Source organism: Herbaspirillum sp. CAH-3, assembly GCF_009668275.1.
GTDB classification, from domain to species: domain Bacteria; phylum Pseudomonadota; class Gammaproteobacteria; order Burkholderiales; family Burkholderiaceae_D; genus Herbaspirillum; species Herbaspirillum aquaticum.
In genome coordinates, this window is sequence record NZ_VSWE01000024.1 from 1 (window position 1) to 18,125 (window position 18,125).

At 62.9% G+C, this 18,125-nt stretch carries 18 protein-coding genes; 6 read left to right on the top strand and 12 right to left on the bottom strand.

The window, feature by feature from the left end:
- Positions 1-524, top strand: a 524-nt coding sequence (locus FYB76_RS26735) for a hypothetical protein (protein WP_229297078.1), incomplete at its 5' end; no start/stop codon positions are given.
- A 499-nt stretch (positions 525-1,023) separates the two neighbouring features.
- Here the strand turns inward: FYB76_RS26735 and FYB76_RS24105 are convergent.
- From FYB76_RS24105 to FYB76_RS24115, 3 genes are read right to left on the bottom strand one after another with little or no spacing between them, the layout of a single operon-like run.
- On the bottom strand, positions 1,024-2,502 hold the full coding sequence (locus FYB76_RS24105) for an efflux transporter outer membrane subunit (protein ID WP_154135316.1): 1,479 nt from the start codon (positions 2,500-2,502) through the stop codon (positions 1,024-1,026).
- Positions 2,502-4,070 carry an MDR family MFS transporter gene (locus FYB76_RS24110; RefSeq protein WP_370516406.1) on the bottom strand — a complete coding sequence of 523 codons (1,569 nt, stop codon included), beginning with the start codon at positions 4,068-4,070 and terminating at the stop codon, positions 2,502-2,504. Before FYB76_RS24110 ends, FYB76_RS24105 begins: the two co-directional genes overlap by 1 nt.
- The gene (locus tag FYB76_RS24115; RefSeq protein ID WP_154135317.1) at positions 4,067-5,272 is read right to left on the bottom strand and encodes an HlyD family secretion protein; all 1,206 of its coding nucleotides are present in this window, start codon (positions 5,270-5,272) and stop codon (positions 4,067-4,069) included. Before FYB76_RS24115 ends, FYB76_RS24110 begins: the two co-directional genes overlap by 4 nt.
- On the opposite strand from FYB76_RS24115, the gene FYB76_RS26910 reads away from it, so the two are divergent.
- A complete protein-coding gene (locus FYB76_RS26910; RefSeq protein ID WP_229297079.1) occupies positions 5,163-5,987 on the top strand; it encodes a MarR family winged helix-turn-helix transcriptional regulator in 825 nt (274 codons plus the stop codon). The two genes, FYB76_RS24115 and FYB76_RS26910, sit on opposite strands and share 110 nt — an antisense overlap.
- Before the next feature lie 94 nt (positions 5,988-6,081).
- Here the strand turns inward: FYB76_RS26910 and pip are convergent, their stop codons facing one another.
- Together pip and FYB76_RS24130 are read right to left on the bottom strand one after the other, a co-directional pair.
- On the bottom strand, positions 6,082-7,050 hold the full coding sequence (pip, locus tag FYB76_RS24125) for a prolyl aminopeptidase (RefSeq protein WP_088757036.1): 969 nt from the start codon (positions 7,048-7,050) through the stop codon (positions 6,082-6,084).
- 67 nt (positions 7,051-7,117) lie between these two features.
- Positions 7,118-7,579: an Lrp/AsnC family transcriptional regulator gene (locus FYB76_RS24130; protein ID WP_017454720.1), complete on the bottom strand. Its 462-nt coding sequence runs from the start codon at positions 7,577-7,579 to the stop codon at positions 7,118-7,120.
- A 198-nt stretch (positions 7,580-7,777) separates the two neighbouring features.
- On the opposite strand from FYB76_RS24130, the gene FYB76_RS24135 reads away from it, so the two are divergent.
- From FYB76_RS24135 to fnr, 4 genes are all read left to right on the top strand, one after another.
- A complete protein-coding gene (locus tag FYB76_RS24135; protein ID WP_008330525.1) occupies positions 7,778-8,845 on the top strand; it encodes a 1-aminocyclopropane-1-carboxylate deaminase in 1,068 nt (355 codons plus the stop codon).
- Between the two features lie 231 nt (positions 8,846-9,076).
- Entirely contained in the window at positions 9,077-9,703 is a 627-nt protein-coding gene (locus tag FYB76_RS24140; RefSeq protein WP_088757037.1) for an OmpW family protein, read from the top strand.
- A 206-nt stretch (positions 9,704-9,909) separates the two neighbouring features.
- On the top strand, positions 9,910-11,028 hold the full coding sequence (locus FYB76_RS24145) for a fatty acid desaturase (protein ID WP_229297080.1): 1,119 nt from the start codon (positions 9,910-9,912) through the stop codon (positions 11,026-11,028).
- 360 nt (positions 11,029-11,388) lie between these two features.
- Positions 11,389-12,240, top strand: a complete 852-nt coding sequence (gene fnr / locus FYB76_RS24150) for a fumarate/nitrate reduction transcriptional regulator Fnr (RefSeq protein ID WP_088757039.1) — start codon at positions 11,389-11,391, stop codon at positions 12,238-12,240.
- Between the two features lie 123 nt (positions 12,241-12,363).
- Here fnr and FYB76_RS24155 read toward each other — a convergent pair whose 3' ends face one another.
- From FYB76_RS24155 to ccoN, 7 genes are all read right to left on the bottom strand, one after another.
- The gene (locus tag FYB76_RS24155) at positions 12,364-12,621 is read right to left on the bottom strand and encodes a hypothetical protein (RefSeq protein WP_088757040.1); all 258 of its coding nucleotides are present in this window, start codon (positions 12,619-12,621) and stop codon (positions 12,364-12,366) included.
- 75 nt (positions 12,622-12,696) lie between these two features.
- Positions 12,697-13,242, bottom strand: coding sequence for a FixH family protein (locus tag FYB76_RS24160; protein ID WP_154135318.1), 546 nt, complete (start codon positions 13,240-13,242; stop codon positions 12,697-12,699).
- Positions 13,243-13,296: 54 nt separating this feature from the next.
- Complete coding sequence (gene ccoG, locus FYB76_RS24165; RefSeq protein ID WP_088757042.1) at positions 13,297-14,784, bottom strand: cytochrome c oxidase accessory protein CcoG; 1,488 nt, start codon at positions 14,782-14,784, stop codon at positions 13,297-13,299.
- A gap of 140 nt (positions 14,785-14,924) precedes the next feature.
- A complete protein-coding gene (ccoP, locus tag FYB76_RS24170) occupies positions 14,925-15,857 on the bottom strand; it encodes a cytochrome-c oxidase, cbb3-type subunit III (RefSeq protein WP_088757043.1) in 933 nt (310 codons plus the stop codon).
- Positions 15,850-16,041 carry a CcoQ/FixQ family Cbb3-type cytochrome c oxidase assembly chaperone gene (locus tag FYB76_RS24175; protein WP_088757044.1) on the bottom strand — a complete coding sequence of 64 codons (192 nt, stop codon included), beginning with the start codon at positions 16,039-16,041 and terminating at the stop codon, positions 15,850-15,852. Before FYB76_RS24175 ends, ccoP begins: the two co-directional genes overlap by 8 nt.
- 4 nt (positions 16,042-16,045) lie before the next feature.
- Positions 16,046-16,660: a cytochrome-c oxidase, cbb3-type subunit II gene (gene ccoO / locus FYB76_RS24180; protein ID WP_039784824.1), complete on the bottom strand. Its 615-nt coding sequence runs from the start codon at positions 16,658-16,660 to the stop codon at positions 16,046-16,048.
- Positions 16,661-16,672: 12 nt separating this feature from the next.
- A complete protein-coding gene (ccoN, locus tag FYB76_RS24185) occupies positions 16,673-18,100 on the bottom strand; it encodes a cytochrome-c oxidase, cbb3-type subunit I (RefSeq protein WP_370516407.1) in 1,428 nt (475 codons plus the stop codon).
- Between the last annotated feature and the right edge of the window lie 25 nt (positions 18,101-18,125).

The following is an 18,125-nucleotide window of genomic DNA, read 5'->3' on the forward strand; positions in this document are numbered from 1 at the left end:
TGGAGGAGTGGTGTCACCTGCTGCCGGAGAGTTGGTTCCGTCTGCTGCTGGTGGCGTGGTGTCACCTGCTGCCGGAGGTGTGGTTCCGCCTGCTGCTGGAGGTGTGGTTCCGCCTGCTGCCGGAGGCGTGTTGTCACCTGCTGCCGGAGGGTTGGTTCCGTCTGCTGCTGGTGGCGTGGTGTCACCTGCTGCCGGAGGTGTGGTTCCGCCTGCTGCCGGAGGTGTGGTTCCGCCTGCTGCTGGAGGTGTGGTTCCGCCTGCTGCTGGAGGCGTGGTGTCACCTGCAGCCGGAGGCGTGGTTCCGCCTGCTGCTGGAGGCGTGGCGTCACCTGCTACCGGAGGTGTGGTTCCGCCTGCTGCTGGAGGTGTGGTGTCACCTGCAGCTGGAGGCGTGGTGTCACCTGCTACCGGAGGTGTGGTTCCGCTTTCTGCTGGAGGCGCGGCTCCGTCTGCGGAAACTGTTCCGTTTGCTACTGTTGGTAGAGTTATTGACTGTGTCAACTGTGCACCGGCTGGCATGCTAAGGACTGGGCCCAGCGTCAGCAGTACGGCAGCGTAGAGACTCTGCTTGCGCAGACCACCAGGCGACATCGTTTCGACCCGCTTGGTCTGCTTATTTTGCTTCTTCATCTTGCCATCCTAGATTTTGGGCGGATGCCATTTCAGATTGAAATCTGTATTCCACCCTTGTTTTATCCCTCCCTGCCTACCGGCTTTAACCGATTTATGTAGAGGCGCATTGTCTTAGGGAGGATGACATTTCAGTCATTGTCTATTGGTGCAGATCGAGCAAAAGAAGCGTCCGTTTTCATGAGTCTGAGAAGACGCGATCGCGAGGAAGAGAAGAGGGAGAACAGCCCGGCAGACTGGCCGGAAAGACAGGATGATCAGCGCACCTGGGCAAAAGTGCCACACAAAAGAAGAATAAAAAAAATCGCCGCATGCATAGCTGCACGCGGCGATTTGAAGGTAAGGATCAATTCAGATGACACGAGCCGGAGCAACCCTGTCAGCTAGCAAATTTCAGAGCGCTTCCTCCGACCACCCCAACCCCAGCGCCTTCTGGATCCCCACAAAACTGCGCGTCAGATTGGCCTCGGCCTGCAACAGGTTCTGCTGCGCCGTGATCTGCTGGCGCGTGGTGTCGAGCACTTCGATCAGTGTACCGGTACCGGCCTGGTAACGCTGCCGCGCCAACACCAGCGCACGGTCGGCCGAGACCTTGGTGCGCGCGATGGTGGCCACGCTCACCCGCCCATAGCGGAAGCGCGAGAGCGCATCCTCGGCATCGCGCAACGCTTCCAGCACCGACTGGCGATACTTCATCTCGGCCTCGTCGCGCACCCGCTCGGCTTGCGTGACACGCGCCTTGGCGCGGCCAAAGTCGAGGAAATTCCAGCTCAGCATGGGCGCACCCAGCGCTGCAAAATCATCCAGGCGCGTCAGGTCCGATGGATGCGTTCCACCCAGCCCGATCACGCCAAACAGCTTCAGGCTGGGGTAGCGCGCCGCTTCAGCCTGCCCGATCTTGGCCGTGTCGGCCGCCAGCGTGCGTTCAGCAGCCCGCACATCAGGACGGCGACGCAGCAGCGAGACCGGGTCCCCCACCGCCACCTGCTGCGGCGGCAGCGGCACCGGGGCAGTGGCCGCCAATTCCACATCCAGCGTGCCCGGCTCCTGTCCCAGCAGCGTGGCCAGTTGATTGAGGTAGGCATCGCGCTCGGCCTGCAGCGGGACCAGGTCGGCACGGCTGGCATCAAGCTGGTTCTGCACGCGCAATTGATCCAGCGAAGAGGCCGTGCCGCGCTCGACGCGCTGTCCGGTCAGCTGAAGCATTTGCTCCTGCGCCTGCACCGCTTCCTGGCCCAGCGACAGACGCAGCTGGCGCTCGCGCAGGCTGATGTAGGCACTGGCCACCTCAGCGGCCAGGCTCACCTGCACATCCGCCAGCGAAGCCTGCGCCGCATCAGCGGTAGCGCTAGCCGCTTCCACCGCACGGCGGCGGGCACCGAAGAGATCGATCTCCCAGCTGGCATCAAAACCGACGCTGTAGAGATTGGCGCTGGTCGGCGAGCCATTGCCGGAACTGGCGCCGCCGGTCAGCGCGCCCAGGTTGGCCGGCGGCAGGCGCGCATGCCCGGCCAAGGCTGAGGCACCGACGCTGGGTGCGGCATTGGCCTGTTCCAGCGCCAGGCCAGCACGCGATTGCTGCAGGCGGGCACGCGCCACGCCCAGGTTCGGATTGGCTTGCAGGGCGCGCGCGATGAGGCTGTCCAGTTCGCTGTCGCCCAGCCCTTGCCACCACTGGTTGATCGGTGCGGCAGCATTGGCGCTGTCGCCGCCGCGCACGAAGTGCTGGGTGTGCGCCGCTTGCGGGGCGGCATCGGGCGGGCCGGCGTAGTCCGGTCCGAGGGCGGAACAGCCGGCCAGCAGCGCGGCGGCCGCCAGCGCGATCAGGTGCACGGCCGGGAAGGAAGAGGAAGTCTTGTCCATGTTGATCATCAATGAGAAGCCACCGGTGCGGCATTGGTCGGCAAGGGGCGCAGGAACAGCACCAGCGGAGTCACGCAGAGGATGGCCACGCCCAGCAGCCAGAACAGGTCGGCATAGGTCATGGTCAGCGCCTGCGCCTGGATGGTGGCGCCCATGAGCTGGATCGCCACATCCTGCCCGCCCAGCAGATGGCCTTGTGCGGCGATGCCGGACTGCACCAGGTCGGAATTGGCGTTGAGGCTTTCTTCGAGGCGGCGGCTGTGCAGCCACAGCCGCTGGTCCTGGATCACGGCGATGGCCGCCAGCGCCAGCGAGCCACCGAGATTGCGCGCGGCACTGTAGAGGCCGGACGCATCCCCTGCCTGCGACGGCGGCACCGAGCGGATCGCCGCCTGGTTCAGGAACAGCATCGCCAGCACCGTGCCGACCCCGCGCATCAGCTGGGAGGCCACGAAGGATCCGCCATAGGACAACGGGCTCAGGTCGGTCTCGATGAAGGCGGAGGTCGCCAGCAGCAGGAAGCCGGTGCCCACGGCAAAGCGGATATCCACCAGCCTCATCAGCAAGGGCGTGAAGGGCATCATCAGGATCATCGGCACGCCCGAGAGCAGCACGATCCAGCCCGACTGCAGCGAGTTGTAGCCGGCGATGCCGGAGAGGAACTGCGGGATCACGTACGCCGTGCCATAGAGCGCCACGCCGACGATCATGGCCATCATCACCACTGACCCGAACTGGCGGTCGCGCAGGAGCCGCAGCTGGATCACCGGATGGCGCGCACGCACCTGGCCGATGGCCAGCAGGATGAAGCCGAGCACGGAGGTGGCGGCCAGCCAGCGGATGTCGGGCGAGGAAAACCACTGCTCGCGCTCGCCTTCCTCCAGCACCACCGTGAGTCCACCCAGGCCCAGCGCCAGGCCGGCGATACCGAACCAGTCGGCCTCGGCCAGCTGCTCGAACTTGGGCCGTTCATAGGGAATGGCCACCAGCAGCAAGGTGATCAGGGCCGCCCCCACTGGCAGGTTGATGAAGAAGGCGTAGTGCCAGCTGACGTTCTCGGTCAGCCAGCCACCCATCACCGGCCCCAGCACCGGCCCCAGGATGGCGGTAGCGCCGAACAGGGCATTGCCGACCGGCTGCTGTGAACGCGGCAGGCGCGTAGCGATGATGGTCATGGCCGTGGGAATGAGCGCGCCGCCGGTGAAACCCTGCCCCACCCGGCCCACGATCATCATCGGCAGCGTAGTCGAGAGGCCGCACAGCACCGAGAACAAGGTGAAGAGACTGGCGGCAGTGAGCAGCAGCACCCGCAATCCCAGCAGCCGTTCCAGCCAGGCCGACATGGGGATGATGACGATCTCGGCCACCAGGTAGGCGGTGGCGATCCAGGTCCCTTCCGTGCCTGAAGCACCGATTTCGCCCTGGATGGTGGGCAGGGAGGAATTGACGATGGAGATGTCCAGCGTGGCCATGAGCGCGCCCAGCGTGCCGGCGGCCACCGCCAGCCAGGCGGCGGCGTCAGCCTTTTCCGGCTGGGCGCCCTGCCCTGCGGGCTTGGCGGGGGCGGCGCTGCTCACTGTGGCTCCTTGCGGGTGGCGTTGCTCTCGCTGTTGCGCTCGCGCAGCGCACGCAGTTCATCCTTGGCCGCGATGGTGTTGACTTCCACCGTCACCGACAGGCCCGCCACGAAGGCGCGGGTTTCTTCCGGCGTGGCATCGACGGCCACGCGCACGGGGACGCGCTGGACGATCTTGGTGAAGTTGCCGGTGGCATTCTGCGGCGGCAGCAGCGAGAACTGGGCGCCGGTGCCCGGCGAGAGGCTTTCCACATGGCCGTGGAATTCCACACCCGGCAAGGCATCGACCTTGATGATCGCGGGCTGGCCAATGCGCATGATGCCGATCTGGGTTTCCTTGAAATTGGCCGAGACGTAGAAACGAGTCGGAACCACGGTCATCATGCGCGTGCCGGGCGAGACGAACTGGCCGACACGAACCTGCTTGTCACCGATGCGGCCATCGACGGCGGCGCGGATTTCGGTGTAGCCGAGGTTGACACTGGCGGCGTCGTATTGTGCCTTGGCCGTCTCGCCCTGGGCTTGGGCCTGGCGCACCTGGGCCTGCAGCGAGCGCACCCGCAGCTGTGCGGCATCCAGCGCGGCGCGGCGTGCGGCGACTGCGCTGCGGGCCTGGGCCTGCTGGTTGCGCAAGGTGGTCAGGCGTTCACGGGTTTCGGCACCGGAGGCGGCCAAGGGCGTGTAGCGTTCCACTTCGGCGGTGGCGAATCGGGCATCTTCGTCGGCGGAGGCCAGTTGCGCCTTGGCCTGTGCAATGGCGGCCTGCTGTTCGGCCAGTTGGGCATTGGCGGCTTCCTCGCTGGCGCTGGCGGCGTCGATCTGGGCTTTGGCCTGGGCGGCCTGGGCGGAATAATCGCGCGCATCGATGCGCACCAAGGGCTGGCCGGCCTTGACGATCTGGTTGTCCGCCACCAGTACCTGGTCGACATAGCCGGTGACCTTGGAAGACACCGTCACGCTGTCGGCCTGGACGAAGGCGTCGTTGGTGCTCTCCAGGTACTTGCCGCGGAACTGGTAGTACAGCACCCAGGCCGCCACGATCAGCAGCACCAGCCCCCCCAGCGCACGCAGGATGAAGCGGGCCCGCGGACTCATGCGTTTCTTGGGAGCGGTGTTCTTGTTGCTGCCGGTGGTGGCGGCATCCGGCTGGGAAGGACTGGCTTCTGTATTGCTGGGTGTGCTGCTGGGTGTGGCGTCTGTCATCTTTTTTATCCTAATATCTGGGCGCGGAGGGCTGCAAACTGAATCAATACACTGGCTGAACTGTGTTGATGACGGGCAATACACTTCACACGCCAGCACCAATACAGTGGCAATACGGGGTCAATACAGCTTTCCCCAACCGAACGGGGAAATTAATGAGGTACCATATGATATGGTATCTGGAAAAATCATGTCTACAGGCTTTACAAACGATGACAGCAGCAGTGCCGCCGAGGCCCTGCGCGACTTCTACATCCGCTCGCACCGTACGCTGGACAAGCTCATGGCCGGCGAAGGCGCCTCATTGGCGCGCAACAAGATGCTCGGCCACATCGAGCGCAACAGCCCGGTGCGCGCGGCCGACCTGGCCACGGCCTTTGGCTTCGCGCCGCGCACCATCACCGAGGCCATCGATGCCCTGGAACGCGATGGACTGGTCCAGCGCACTGGCGACACCACTGACCGCCGGGTCAAATACATCGCTTTGACAGCGTCGGGCAAAGAAGTGCTGCGGGCCTCGGAGCCGGTGAAAAAAACCTTCATCGACGGACTGTTCGCTGCCTTGAACGAAAAAGAAATCGCGGCGCTGACCACTGTATTGGGCAAGCTCAACCATCGGTTGGCTGAATTGGAAGAGGTGGTTTCCTCAAATGCACCGCTGCCCGCCGCAACAACGGATGAGCTGCCCGCCAAACGCAGCCGCAAGAAAAGCTGAAACGACCGAACAGGCATAAAAAAAACGCTCCCGCAAAGGGGAGCGTCAGGCAGGCTGTGCGGCCAGATCGCTGGCCGCGTTCAGCGCAAAAGCATCACAGTTCGGCGAATCGATCGGTGGCCGCGATCAGCTGGTCGAGGATGCCGGGTTCGTTGTAGGCGTGCCCGGCACTGTCGATCAGGTGCAATTGCGAACCGGGCCAGGCCTGGTGCAGGTCCCACGCCGACTTGGCCGGGGTGGCCAGGTCGTAGCGGCCTTGCACGATCACGCCGGGAATGCCCTCCAGGCGCGAGGCATTGGCCAGCAACTGGCCCTCCTCCATAAATCCCTTGTTGAAGAAGTAGTGGTTCTCGATGCGCGCAAAGGCCAGCGCGAATTGCGCATCGTTGAAGGAATCGATCAGGCCTTCATCGGCCACCAGGGTGATGGTGCTGGCCTCCCAGCGGCTCCAGGCCCGCGCGGCCTGCAGTTTGGCCGCCTCGTCGTCGCCGGTGAGGCGCTTGCGATAGGCATGCACCAGGTTGCCGCGCTCGGCCGCCGGGATCGGAGCCAGGAATTCGTCCCAGCGATCCGGCACCATCCACGAAGCCCCTTCCTGGTAATACCAATCCAGCTCGGCCTGGCGCAACAGGAAGATGCCGCGCAAGACCAGTTCGGTCACGCGTTGCGGATGGGTCTGTGCATAGGCCAGCGCCAGCGTGCTACCCCAGGAGCCGCCGAAGACCTGCCAGCGCTCGATGCCCAGCAGTTCGCGCAGGCGTTCGATGTCGGCCACCAGGTCCCAGGTGGTGTTGGCATCGAGGTTGGCATGCGGCCGCGAGCGGCCACAGCCGCGCTGGTCGAACAGGACGATGCGGTATTTCTCCGGATTGAAAAGTCGGCGATGCGAAGGGCCGCAACCACCACCGGGGCCGCCATGCAGGAACACCACCGGCTTCCCCTTGGGGTTGCCGCAGACTTCCCAGTAGACCTGGTGACCGTCGCCGACATCAAGCAGGCCGTGGTCATGCGGTTCGATGGGAGGATAGAGTCCGCGCAGGGTGGCAGGAGCAGAAGTGGTCATCAGCAGATCCTTGAGGGTGAATGCAAAAGTTGCAGTATAGGATGGTCAGGACAAGAACGCAGCGTCGTCATTCCACCACGAGTTCCGGATTGTTCTTCACCTCGTTGAGCACGAAGAATGAACGCAACTGCCGCACGCCCGGTAGCCGCAGCAGCGTATTGGCGTGCAGGCGATTGAAGGCCTGCAGGTCCTTCACGCGCAGCTTGATCCAGTAATCGAATTCGCCGGCCAGCAGCAGGCACTCCTGCACGGCAGCGATCTCGCGCACCGCTTTCTCGAACTCGGCGAAGCTTTCAGGGGTGGAACGGTCCAATACCACGCCCACCGTCACCAGCACCGGCAGTCCCAGTTTCTCGGGGTCGAGGATGGCCCGCACTTCCTTCACATAACCTTCGTCCATCAACCGTTTGGTGTGGTTCCAGCAGGCCGTGGCGCTCATGCCGAGCTTCTTGGCCAGCTCGGCATTGCCGATGCGGCCGTCCTTCTGCAGCGCCTTGAGGATGCGCTTGTCCATGCGGTCCAGTGACATGATGAATCTTTCTCTGAATTCAGTTTTATCGCAATTTTCTTTGCATGAAATAATTTACATCGCTTTTTCATCACGAATCATGCCATAAATTCGGAAGCACCATTTTAATCCTCCGGCGTAAAGTTGATCCCGGCGATTCACCATGAATCGGACCAGATTCGGACCCCTTTCGACCATCCACCTGAACCGGAGCACTCCATGCTGGCACTCGACAAACTCTTCCCTCGCAAGACCCTGGGCTTCTTCCCTTCCCCCATCCACAAGCTGGAGCGCTTGTCCGCCATGCTGGGCGTGGAAGTGTGGGCCAAGCGCGATGACGTCTCCTCAGGCCTGGCCTTTGGCGGCAACAAGATCCGCAAGCTTGAATGGCTGGTGGCCGATGCCCTGGCCAAGGGCTGCGACACTCTGGTCTCGATCGGCAACATCCAGTCCAACCATACGCGCCAGGTCTGCGCAGCCGCCGCCGCCGTGGGCATGAAGTCCTATACCGTGCAGGAAACCTGGCTGGAATGGGATGACCCGGTCTACGACAAGGTCGGCAACATCCTCTTGACCCGCATCATGGGCGGCAACCCGATCATGGGCGGCTATGGCTACTCCACCACCGAGAAGGACACCTGGGCCCGCGCCCTGGAAGAAGTGCGCGCCAAGGGCGGCAAGCCCTATGCGATTCCGGCCGGTGCGTCGGACCACCCGCTGGGCGGCCTGGGCTATGCCAACTTCGCTGATGAAGTGGCGATGCAGGAACAGCAGTTGGGCATCTTCTTCGACAACATCGTGGTGGCGACCTGTACCGGTTCCACCCAGGCTGGCATGGTGGTCGGTTTCGCCGCCCAGGAAAAGCGCCGCCGCGTGATCGGCATCGACACCGCCGATGACGAAGCCATGACCCGCCGCGCCGTCACCAAGATCGCTAACGACACCAGCGAGCTGATCGCCGCCAAGGGCGGCAAGCGTGTGGTGGTGCGCGACGCCGACATCGAGATCATCCCCGACTACAGCGGCCCGGCCTACGGCCTGCCGAGCGAGCAGACCATCGCCGCCATCCGCACCGCCGCCGAGATGGAAGCCATGCTGACCGATCCGGTGTATGAAGGAAAATCCATCGATGGCTTGATCGACATGGCCAAGAAAGGCCATTTCAAGGGCCAGCGCGTGTTGTACGCCCACCTCGGCGGCGCACCGGCACTGAACGCATATTACAAGGCTTTCGAAGATCCGGAAAACCTGACCAAGCTGGCCCGCGAAGCGCGTTACAAGGAGTAAGCGGACTCGCCTGGACCAGGCGGATATCCAGGCAGCGCCCCTTGTCGCTGCTACGCTCTACACCAAGCCCGAGCCTGTTCCTGCAGGCCGGGCTTGTGTCGCTTTTGTGCGGCAAGTTCCCGCTGGCGAAGGCATTTTCGCCCCATGTGGCCACGCGCTTGATCGGCATCAAAGCCTGCAGAAAGCTTCACGCGTACCTTTCGGACATCCTCACTCGACAGGTAAAACACCGTGAAAAAAATCGTCACCCTTACTGCCGCCGTAGCCGCCCTGGCTTCCTCGTTCGCTGCTGCTCCCGTGTTCGCGCAAGAAGCGCAAAGCCCGTGGCTGGTGCGCGTGCGCGCCGTCAACCTGAGCCCGGATAACAAGTCCGACCAGGTCGGCGGCACCGGCGCCTCGGACCGCATCAGCATCAACAACAAGGTGATCCCCGAGTTCGACGTCAGCTACTTCTTCACCCCGAACATCGCTGCCGAACTGGTGCTGACCTATCCGCAAAAGCAGGACGTGCGCCTGGACGGCAACAAGATCGGTACCTTCAAGCACCTGCCGCCGACCCTGACGCTGCAATACCACTTCATGCCTGAAGCGGCCTTCAGCCCCTACGTCGGTGCCGGTATCAACTACACCCGCATCTCCAGCGTGAACCTGGCCAACGGCCTGCAACTGGACAGCAGCAGCGTCGGTGGCGCCCTGCAGATCGGTGCCGACTACAAGATCAACAAGAACTGGCTGATCAACTTCGACATCAAGAAGGTGCAGATCTCCAGCGACGTCAAGACCGCTTCCGGCACCAAGGTCAGCAACGTCAAGATCGACCCGTGGCTCATCGGCGTTGGCGTAGGTTACCGTTTCTAAGGTATTCTTGCCGCACCCAAACGGCGCGATCCGTCATCCATGATGACCGGTCGCGTTGTTTTTTGGGATCCGCGCTAACGTCCCCGCCACCGGTTTTCCGGCCGCCATTCCTTGCAATGCCATCCGCCTTTGCAGCGTTAGCTGGAGCAGTCTCCTGCGGCATGCTCCGCCTGTCCACCGTTTGATAGTAGGAAGAGGTAATTACGATGTCGACGACTTCGCACCCCAATACCCCGGTCGCGCCCGGCGCGCCGATGCCCCATCGCAAGATCATCCGCTCCTGGGTGATCCCCATCAGCCAGCGCAGCACGGCCATCGCCCTGGCGCTGTCGGTGCTGGACTTCTGCCTGTTCGGCGCCAGCCTGGCGGCCATCGTCTGGGCCCCCTGGCTGCTGGCCAAGATCGCGCTGGGCGTGGTCAATGGCTTCATCATCGGGCGCCTGTTCATCCTCGGCCACGATGCCTGCCACCAGGCCTTCACACCCAGCCGCAAGCTCAACACCTGGCTGGGCCGCCTGTTGTTCATGCCTTCGCTCACGCCCTATAGCCTGTGGGCGGTCGGCCACAATGTGGTGCACCACGGCTATACCAACCTGAAGGGTTTTGATTTCGTCTGGCAGCCGCGCTCGCTGGAAGAGTTCCGCGCCCTGCCGCGCTGGAGACAGCGCCTGGAGCGCATCTACCGCAGCGGCTTCGGCCCCGGCCTGTACTACATGATCGACATGTGGTGGAAGCGCATGTACTTCCCCTCGAAGAAGCAGATGCCCACCCGCCGCGCCGAATTCATGTGGGATGGCGTACTGGTGACCGCCGTGGCCGCCGTCTGGATCGCCGGCCTGGCTTGGGCGGCGCAGGCGACCGAACAATCGTTCTGGACCCTGCTGGTGACCGGCTTTGCGATTCCGCTGCTGTTCTGGAAGGCCATGATCGGCTTCGTGGTGTATGTGCACCATACGCATACCTCGGTGGCCTGGTATGAAGACAAGATCACCTGGGCTGCTGCGCAACCCTTCGTCTCCACCACCGTGCACCTGACCTTTGGCCGCTACTGGGGTTCGCTGCTGCATCACATCATGGAACACACCGCGCACCACGTGGACATGAGCGTGCCGCTGTATCGCCTGAAACAAGCGCAGAAGAAACTGGAAACCATGCTGCCCGGCCGCATCGTGATCCAGCGCTTCTCCTGGCGCTGGTATTTCGATACCGCGCGCCGCTGCAAGCTCTACGACTTCAAGCGCCTGTGCTGGACCGACTATCGTGGCCGCCCGACCAGCACCCCGCTGCCCTTGCCGGAGATGAGCAAGCCCACGGCAGAAGCCTGAGCAGGAGCCATGGCTGCTCCATTCAGGCAGCCACGAAGACGCTGAAGTTTCAATAACAAGACGGTCGCATGGAAGGGCATTCGCGGGTCCCCGGTAACCCCGCGATACCGCCCACTTTCCCCCATCAAGGCCGCTTCTCTTCCACACTGTCAGCCGTTGTCATTTGCTGTCAGTTCTGATGTTTTTCGGTGAAATCCGCCATCGCACGGCAGCCCTGCCCGCCCTTTCGGGCGCTTACTTGGACCAAGTTTGATCTGAGACAAGAAATGCCGTCTGATTCGGGAATACTGTGCTTCCTATCACGTTCCGCGCACTTAAAATCGAGTCATTCGATTGCCACAAGTCCGCCGGGAACATCGTATGAACCAGCCTTGCCACTCCACTTCGCTCGCCGCTGCCAACAATGGCGCCGCTCCCCTGACCCAATGCTCGCCGCTGACCGCCGCGCGCGAAGCGGCCGCCAGCTCTGCACTGCGCAGCTGCACCGCTTGCGGCATGCACCAGTTGTGCCTGCCCATGGGCCTGGATGAATCCGACATGAAACGCCTGGACAAGATCATCGGCCGCCGCAAGGTTGCTCGCGATGACTTCCTGTACCGTATCGGCGACCGCTTCACCGCTCTCTATGCAGTGCGCGTGGGCCACTTCAAGACTTATCAGGAAAACCTCGACGGTGACCGCCAGATCACCGGTTTCCAGATGCCTGGCGAACTGTTGGGCATGGATGCCATCAGCACCGAGCAGCATCAGTGCGATGCGGTGGCCCTGCAGGACAGCGAGGTCTGCGAGATCCCGTTCGCCCGCCTGGAACAGCTGTTCGGCCAGATCCCGCATTTGCTGCGGCATTTCCACCGCATGATGAGCCACGAAATCACCAGCGAACAGAACGTCATCATGCTGCTGGGAAACATGCGTGCGGAGCAGCGTTTTGCCGCCTTCCTGGTGAATCTGTCTTCACGTTATGCTGCGCGCGGCTATTCCTCGACGCGCTTCCAGCTGCGCATGACGCGCCAGGACGTCGGCAATTACCTGGGCCTGACCATCGAGAGCATCAGCCGCCTGATTTCCAAGTTCCGCAAGCAGGGCCTGCTGGCAGTGGAACAGCGCGATGTGGAGGTGGTGGACCTGGCCGCACTCAAGCGCCTGGCTGCCGGCGTCGATGCCTGCACGCCAGCACCGGCGGCCACAGCGGCAGCGCGTGCGAGCACCTGATCGGTTTAACGATCAAAGGCTTGAAACCGGACAACAACACCGGTTTCAAGTCCGCTCAAACGCACTCAAGCCAACCAACCCTGCTCAGATCAGCTCAGTGTTGATTGATACGCTCCGGGGCGCTCAGCCCTGGACGTAATGACGCAAGCGCTCTCTCGGCAGTGCCCGCGTCAGCCGCACGGCCAGCAGGCCGCAGGCGGCAAAACTTCCCCAGAAACAGAAGAAACCTACCGTATAGGCGCCCAGCGCTTCCCATTCACGGCCGGACGCCATGGCCAGCTCCTCGGGATTGAACAGGGAAAAGAACACGCCTTCGGCCGCGATGGCCATCAGGAAAGCCACCCAGACCACGATGGCGAGATTGCGTTGCTGTTTGCGCATGGCTGTCTCCTTGACGCATGAAGTTTCATCCGAAGATGGCCGGTCTTGAAGCCGACTTCACTCCAGCTTAGCGCATTATTCGGCCGGTGCGTAGGCCTCCGCATTCATTTCGATGCTGCGCTGTTGCGGCCACACCCAGGACCCGTGCAGGCGCCAGCTGTGGCTGCCATCCTCGGCCACCAGACGCCAGCGCGCCTGTTCCATCTCCGCCAGCGGTACCGAGAAGCTGCCGTCAGCGGACGGACGCACCAACAACGTGCGGTCCTTGGCCGGCTGGGTCGGGTGCACCAGGTTCAGGACCAGCGTCTGGCCCTCTTCGCCGGCGGCAGGCATCTGGCGCATCTGCAGGCGGCCGCGCAGTACAGCGGCGGCCGGGTCATAGGCGATACCGATGGCCGCGCCCAGGCGCTGCGCCTCATGATCGCGGCGCAAGTCCTTGTTGATGGCCTTGCCTTGCTTGTAGTAATCGTCAGCCACCAGGGCATCGGCGCGCGAGATGGCCAGCCAGGCGGTAAAGATCCCCGCCACCACCACCACGGCCGGGCCGGACATCAGCAGCCAGGGCCAGCGATGACGGTACCAGGGAGCGCTGTTGCCAAGCTTGGGGGAGATGGTTTGCATGGTTTCCTCTCGATATGACGTTAAGTTCATGTGACCTGTGGCAGCTGCACGCGGTCAGCGGCGCGGCACCAGGAACACCGCCTTCTCGCTGACATGCAGCGCGGGCTGGTCCTCGGCCTGCAATTCGATATGAATCTTGTTGGAGCCGGATTCACCTGCCCCATGCGGTGCCCTCACCCGCACCGGTACCATCAGGGTCTGGGTAGCGGCCAGTTCGATGGGACCGGACGGATCGACGCTCAGTCCGTCGATGCCGCTCGCACTGATGCGATAACGATGGCCACGCTCATCGGTATTGATGACTTGCAAGCGGTAGACGTTTTCGATGATGCCGTCCTCGACCTCGCGGCCCATGGAGCCGCGATCGCGGATCACATCCAGCTTCAGCGGCGTACGCACCACCAGCGAACCGAGGAACAGCGCGATTACGGCACCCAGGATGGCGGTGTAGATCAGGATGCGCGGGCGGAACAAGCGACGGCGGATCTCCGGCGTCGAGAAGCCCTGCTCGATGGCGTTCTCGGTGGAATAGCGGATCAGGCCGCGCGGGCGGTCGATCTTGTCCATGACGCTGTCGCAGGCGTCCACGCAGGCTGCACAGCCGATGCACATGTATTGCAGCCCCTGGCGGATATCGATCCCGGTCGGGCAGACCTGGACACACATGGTGCAATCGATGCAATCCCCCGCCTTGCGGCCTTCCTGCAGCTTGGCCGCCTTGGCCGCCGGCATGCGCGGTTCGCCACGGGCGTTGTCATAGGTGATGACCAGGGAGTCGCGGTCGAACATGGCGCTCTGGAAGCGGGCATAGGGGCACATGTACTTGCACACCTGCTCGCGCATCCAGCCGGCATTGCCGTAGGTGGCAAAGGCGTAGAAGACGATCCAGAAGCTCTCCCACGGACCCAGCGCGAACTGGCCGATTTCCGGCAGCAGCTCGCGGATGGGAGAGAAGTAGCCGACGAAGCTGATGCCGGTCCACAGCGCCAGGCTGCCCCAGGCCAGGTGCTTGGCGGACTTGCGCCAGAGCTTGTCGAACGACCAGGGCTGGCGGTCCAGGCGCATGCGGGCGCTGCGGTTGCCCTCGATGCGGCGTTCGATCCACAGGAAGATCTCGGTGTAGACCGTCTGCGGGCAGGCATATCCGCACCAGACGCGGCCGGCGATGGCGGTGAAGAGGAACAGGCTGAAGGCGCAGATGATCAGCAGCGCGGCCAGCCAGATGAAGTCTTGCGGCCACAGCACCAGGCCAAACAGGTAGAACTTGCGCGAGGCCAGGTCGAACAGTACGGCCTGGCGCTCGTTCCAGTTGATCCACGGCAGTCCGTAGAACACCAGCTGCGTCAGGAACACGCACAGCCAGCGCAGGCTGGCAAAGCGTCCCTGGATCTCGCGCGGGTAGATCTGTTCACGTGCGGCATACATGCGAACGACGGCATATTCATCCTTGCCCTCCTTCTTCGGCACATCCTGCTGCGTTCCTGCCTCGGGTGGCGGGTCCCCTTCCTTGCCCTGCCTGGGTGTCATTGCGGCCTTGTTCATGGTCTTGCCTGCTCTGCTTTCACTCTCTGTCATGCGCCCCTTGGCCGGGCGCGGCCGATATGGCCATCACGAAGAACGCCGGGGCCGCGCAGTTCTGTGACTGCGTCGGCCCCGGCGCGGGTTCAACTGCTCATCGGAGCCTACTTGGCCTCGGCATTGCTGGGCTTGTTGGACAAGCTCCAGACATAGGCCGCCAGCACGTGCACCTTGGGTTCACCGAGGAATTCGCCAAACGCCGGCATGGTGTTGTCGCGGCCCTTGTTGATGGTTTCCTTGATGGTGTCGATGCTGCCGCCGTAGAGCCAGATCTTGTCCGACAGGTTGGGCGCGCCCAGGGCCTGGTTGCCCACTCCGCCAGGGCCGTGGCAGGCCATGCAGGCGGCGAACTTGGACTTGCCCAGCTCGGCCTTGATCGGATCATGGGCGGAATTGGACAGGCTCAACACATAGTTGGCGACGTTGTCGACATCCTTGTCCGTCCCCACCGCAGCAGCCATGGGCGGCATGACGCCGTGACGGCCCTTGAGGATGGTTTCCTTGATGATCTCGGGCGTGCCGCCATGCAGCCAGTCGTTGTCAGTCAGGTTGGGGAAGCCCTTGTTGCCGCGCGCATCCGAACCGTGGCACTGCGCGCAGTAGGTCAGGAACAGGCGCTCGCCGATGGCATGGGCCTGCGGATCAGCGGCCACTACCTTCAGGTCCTTCTTGAGGTAGCTGTCGAAGAGCGGTCCGTACTTGGCTTCGGCCTGCTTGACGTCGGCATCATGCTCGCCGGTGGAACGCCAGCCCAAGGTGCCGGGCAGGTTGCCCAGGCCCGGGTAGGCGATCAGGTAGCCCACCGAGAAGATGATGGTGATATAGAACAGCCACATCCACCAGCGCGGTAGCGGGTTGTTCAGTTCGGTCAGGTCGTCGTCCCAGACGTGGCCGGTGGTCGAGCCGGCAACCGGCTGGTCGCCCTTCTTGACCTTCCAGCTGGACTGCTGCCACAGCAGCAGCGCGCAACCGGCGATGCCCAGCACGGTCAGGACGATGATCCAGATGTTCCAGAAACCATTGGTGAAATCAGCCATGGCGCACCTCCTTGTCGCTGCTGGCGGCGGGCTGGCCGATGTCGCCATCGGCGAAGGGGATCATTTCGGCTTGCGTGAAATCAGCGGGCTTGTGGCCGACATAGGTCCACCACAGGATGCCGACAAAGGTGATGAAGCTGATCAGCGTGATCAGGCTGCGTGGGTCGGTCAACATTTCAATCATGGTCTTATCTCTCCGCCTTGATCAGGATACCCAGGCCTTGCAGGTAGGCGATCAGCGCATCCTGTTCGGTCTTGCCGGCCAGTTCTGCCGGGGCATTCTTGATGTCTTCTTCGGTGTACGGGTCGCCGATGCGCTTCAATGCCTTCATGCGCGAGACGATGTCGTAGTTGTCCAGCTTGGCCTGCTCCAGCCACGGGTAGGCCGGCATGTTGGACTCCGGTACCACGTCGCGCGGGTTGTGCAGGTGAGCGCGATGCCATTCATCGCTGTAGCGGGCACCGACGCGGGCCAGGTCCGGACCGGTACGCTTGGAACCCCACTGGAAGGGGTGGTCGTAGACCGACTCACCGGCCACCGAGTAGTGGCCATAACGTTCGGTCTCGGCGCGCAGCGGGCGGATCATCTGCGAGTGGCAGTTGTAGCAGCCCTCGCGGATGTACACGTCGCGGCCAGCCAGGCGCAGGGCCGAGTAAGGCTTGAGGCCGGCGATCGGTTCAGTGGTCGATTTCTGGAAGAACAGCGGCACGATCTCGGCCAGGCCACCCACACTGACCACCAGCAGCACCAGGCCAATGAGCAGCCAGGGGTTCTTCTCAATCCATTCATGCGAAAACTTCATACTTTCCCCCAATCAGTGCGCAGCGTTGGTCACGGCAGGAATCGGTGCGACAGCCAGTTCGGTGCCGCGCATGGTGCGCCAGGTGTTGTAGGCCATCACCAGCATGCCGGACAGGTACATCAGGCCGCCCATCAGACGAATGATGTAATACGGGTAGGTTGCCTTGACGCCTTCGACGAAGCTGTAGGTCAGGGTGCCGTCGGCATTGACCGCGCGCCACATCAGGCCTTGCATCACGCCGGCGATCCACATGGCAGCGATGTAGAGCACGATGCCAATGGTGGCGACCCAGAAGTGGATCTCGATCAGATCCTTGCTCCACATCTCGGTCTTGCCCGACAGGCGCGGGATCAGGTAATACATCGCCCCCATGGTGACGAAGCCGACCCAGCCCAGGGCACCGGAGTGCACGTGGCCGATGGTCCAGTCGGTGTAGTGGGACAAGGCGTTGACGGTCTTGATGGCCATCATCGGACCTTCGAAGGTAGACATGCCGTAGAAGGACAGCGACACCACCAGGAACTTCAGGATGGGATCGGTACGCAGCTGGTGCCAGGCGCCCGACATGGTCATCATGCCGTTGATCATGCCGCCCCAGGACGGTGCCAGCAGGATCAGCGAGAACACCATGCCCAGCGACTGGGTCCAGTCAGGCAATGCGGTGTAGTGCAGGTGGTGCGGACCGGCCCACATGTAGGTGAAGATCAGGGCCCAGAAGTGCACGATCGACAGGCGGTACGAATACACCGGACGGTTGACCTGCTTGGGGATGAAGTAATACATCATGCCCAGGAAGCCGGCGGTCAGGAAGAAGCCCACCGCGTTGTGGCCGTACCACCACTGGATCATGGCATCCTGCGCACCGCTGTACATCGAGTACGACTTGGTCAGCGTGGCCGGCATGGTCATGCCGTTGACGATGTGCAGGATGGCCACGGCGATGATGAAGGCACCGTAGAACCAGTTCGCCACGTAGATGTGCTTGACCTTGCGCTTGATGAGGGTGCCGAAGAACACCACGGCGTAGGCCACCCAGACGACGGCGATCAGGATGGTGATGGGCCATTCCAGCTCGGCATATTCCTTGCCGCGGGTCAGTCCCAGAGGCAGCGTGACGGCCGCACCAAGGATCACCAGCTGCCAGCCCCAGAAGGTGAAGGCCGCCAGGAAGTCGGAGAACAGCCGCACCTGGCAGGTGCGCTGCACGACGTAATACGAGGTTGCCATCAGCGCGCAGCCGCCGAAGGCAAAGATCACTGCGTTGGTATGCAAGGGACGTAGCCGGCCGAAGCTCAGCCAGGGAATCCCCATGTTCAATTCGGGCCATGCCAGCTGGGCGGCGATGATCACACCGACCAGCATACCGACTACGCCCCACAGGATGGTCGCCACGGCGAATTGGCGCACAACCGTGTAGTTGTAGCTATTTTCTTTGCTCACGAAACTCTCCCCACTTTGTTGAGTA

Coding starts and splice junctions, on each gene's coding strand:
- pip (WP_088757036.1), bottom strand. CDS start 7,050: ATGACCACTTCTGCTCCTGCCACCCTGCGCGGACTCTATCCTCCCATC.
- ccoG (WP_088757042.1), bottom strand. CDS start 14,784: ATGAACAAGGCCGCAATGACACCCAGGCAGGGCAAGGAAGGGGACCCG.
- ccoO (WP_039784824.1), bottom strand. CDS start 16,660: ATGAAGTTTTCGCATGAATGGATTGAGAAGAACCCCTGGCTGCTCATT.
- FYB76_RS24160 (WP_154135318.1), bottom strand. CDS start 13,242: ATGCAAACCATCTCCCCCAAGCTTGGCAACAGCGCTCCCTGGTACCGT.
- FYB76_RS24175 (WP_088757044.1), bottom strand. CDS start 16,041: ATGATTGAAATGTTGACCGACCCACGCAGCCTGATCACGCTGATCAGC.
- fnr (WP_088757039.1), top strand. CDS start 11,389: ATGAACCAGCCTTGCCACTCCACTTCGCTCGCCGCTGCCAACAATGGC.
- FYB76_RS24105 (WP_154135316.1), bottom strand. CDS start 2,502: ATGATCAACATGGACAAGACTTCCTCTTCCTTCCCGGCCGTGCACCTG.
- FYB76_RS24130 (WP_017454720.1), bottom strand. CDS start 7,579: ATGTCACTGGACCGCATGGACAAGCGCATCCTCAAGGCGCTGCAGAAG.
- ccoP (WP_088757043.1), bottom strand. CDS start 15,857: ATGGCTGATTTCACCAATGGTTTCTGGAACATCTGGATCATCGTCCTG.
- FYB76_RS26910 (WP_229297079.1), top strand. CDS start 5,163: ATGCGTTTCTTGGGAGCGGTGTTCTTGTTGCTGCCGGTGGTGGCGGCA.
- FYB76_RS24135 (WP_008330525.1), top strand. CDS start 7,778: ATGCTGGCACTCGACAAACTCTTCCCTCGCAAGACCCTGGGCTTCTTC.
- FYB76_RS24145 (WP_229297080.1), top strand. CDS start 9,910: ATGTCGACGACTTCGCACCCCAATACCCCGGTCGCGCCCGGCGCGCCG.
- FYB76_RS24155 (WP_088757040.1), bottom strand. CDS start 12,621: ATGCGCAAACAGCAACGCAATCTCGCCATCGTGGTCTGGGTGGCTTTC.
- FYB76_RS24115 (WP_154135317.1), bottom strand. CDS start 5,272: ATGACAGACGCCACACCCAGCAGCACACCCAGCAATACAGAAGCCAGT.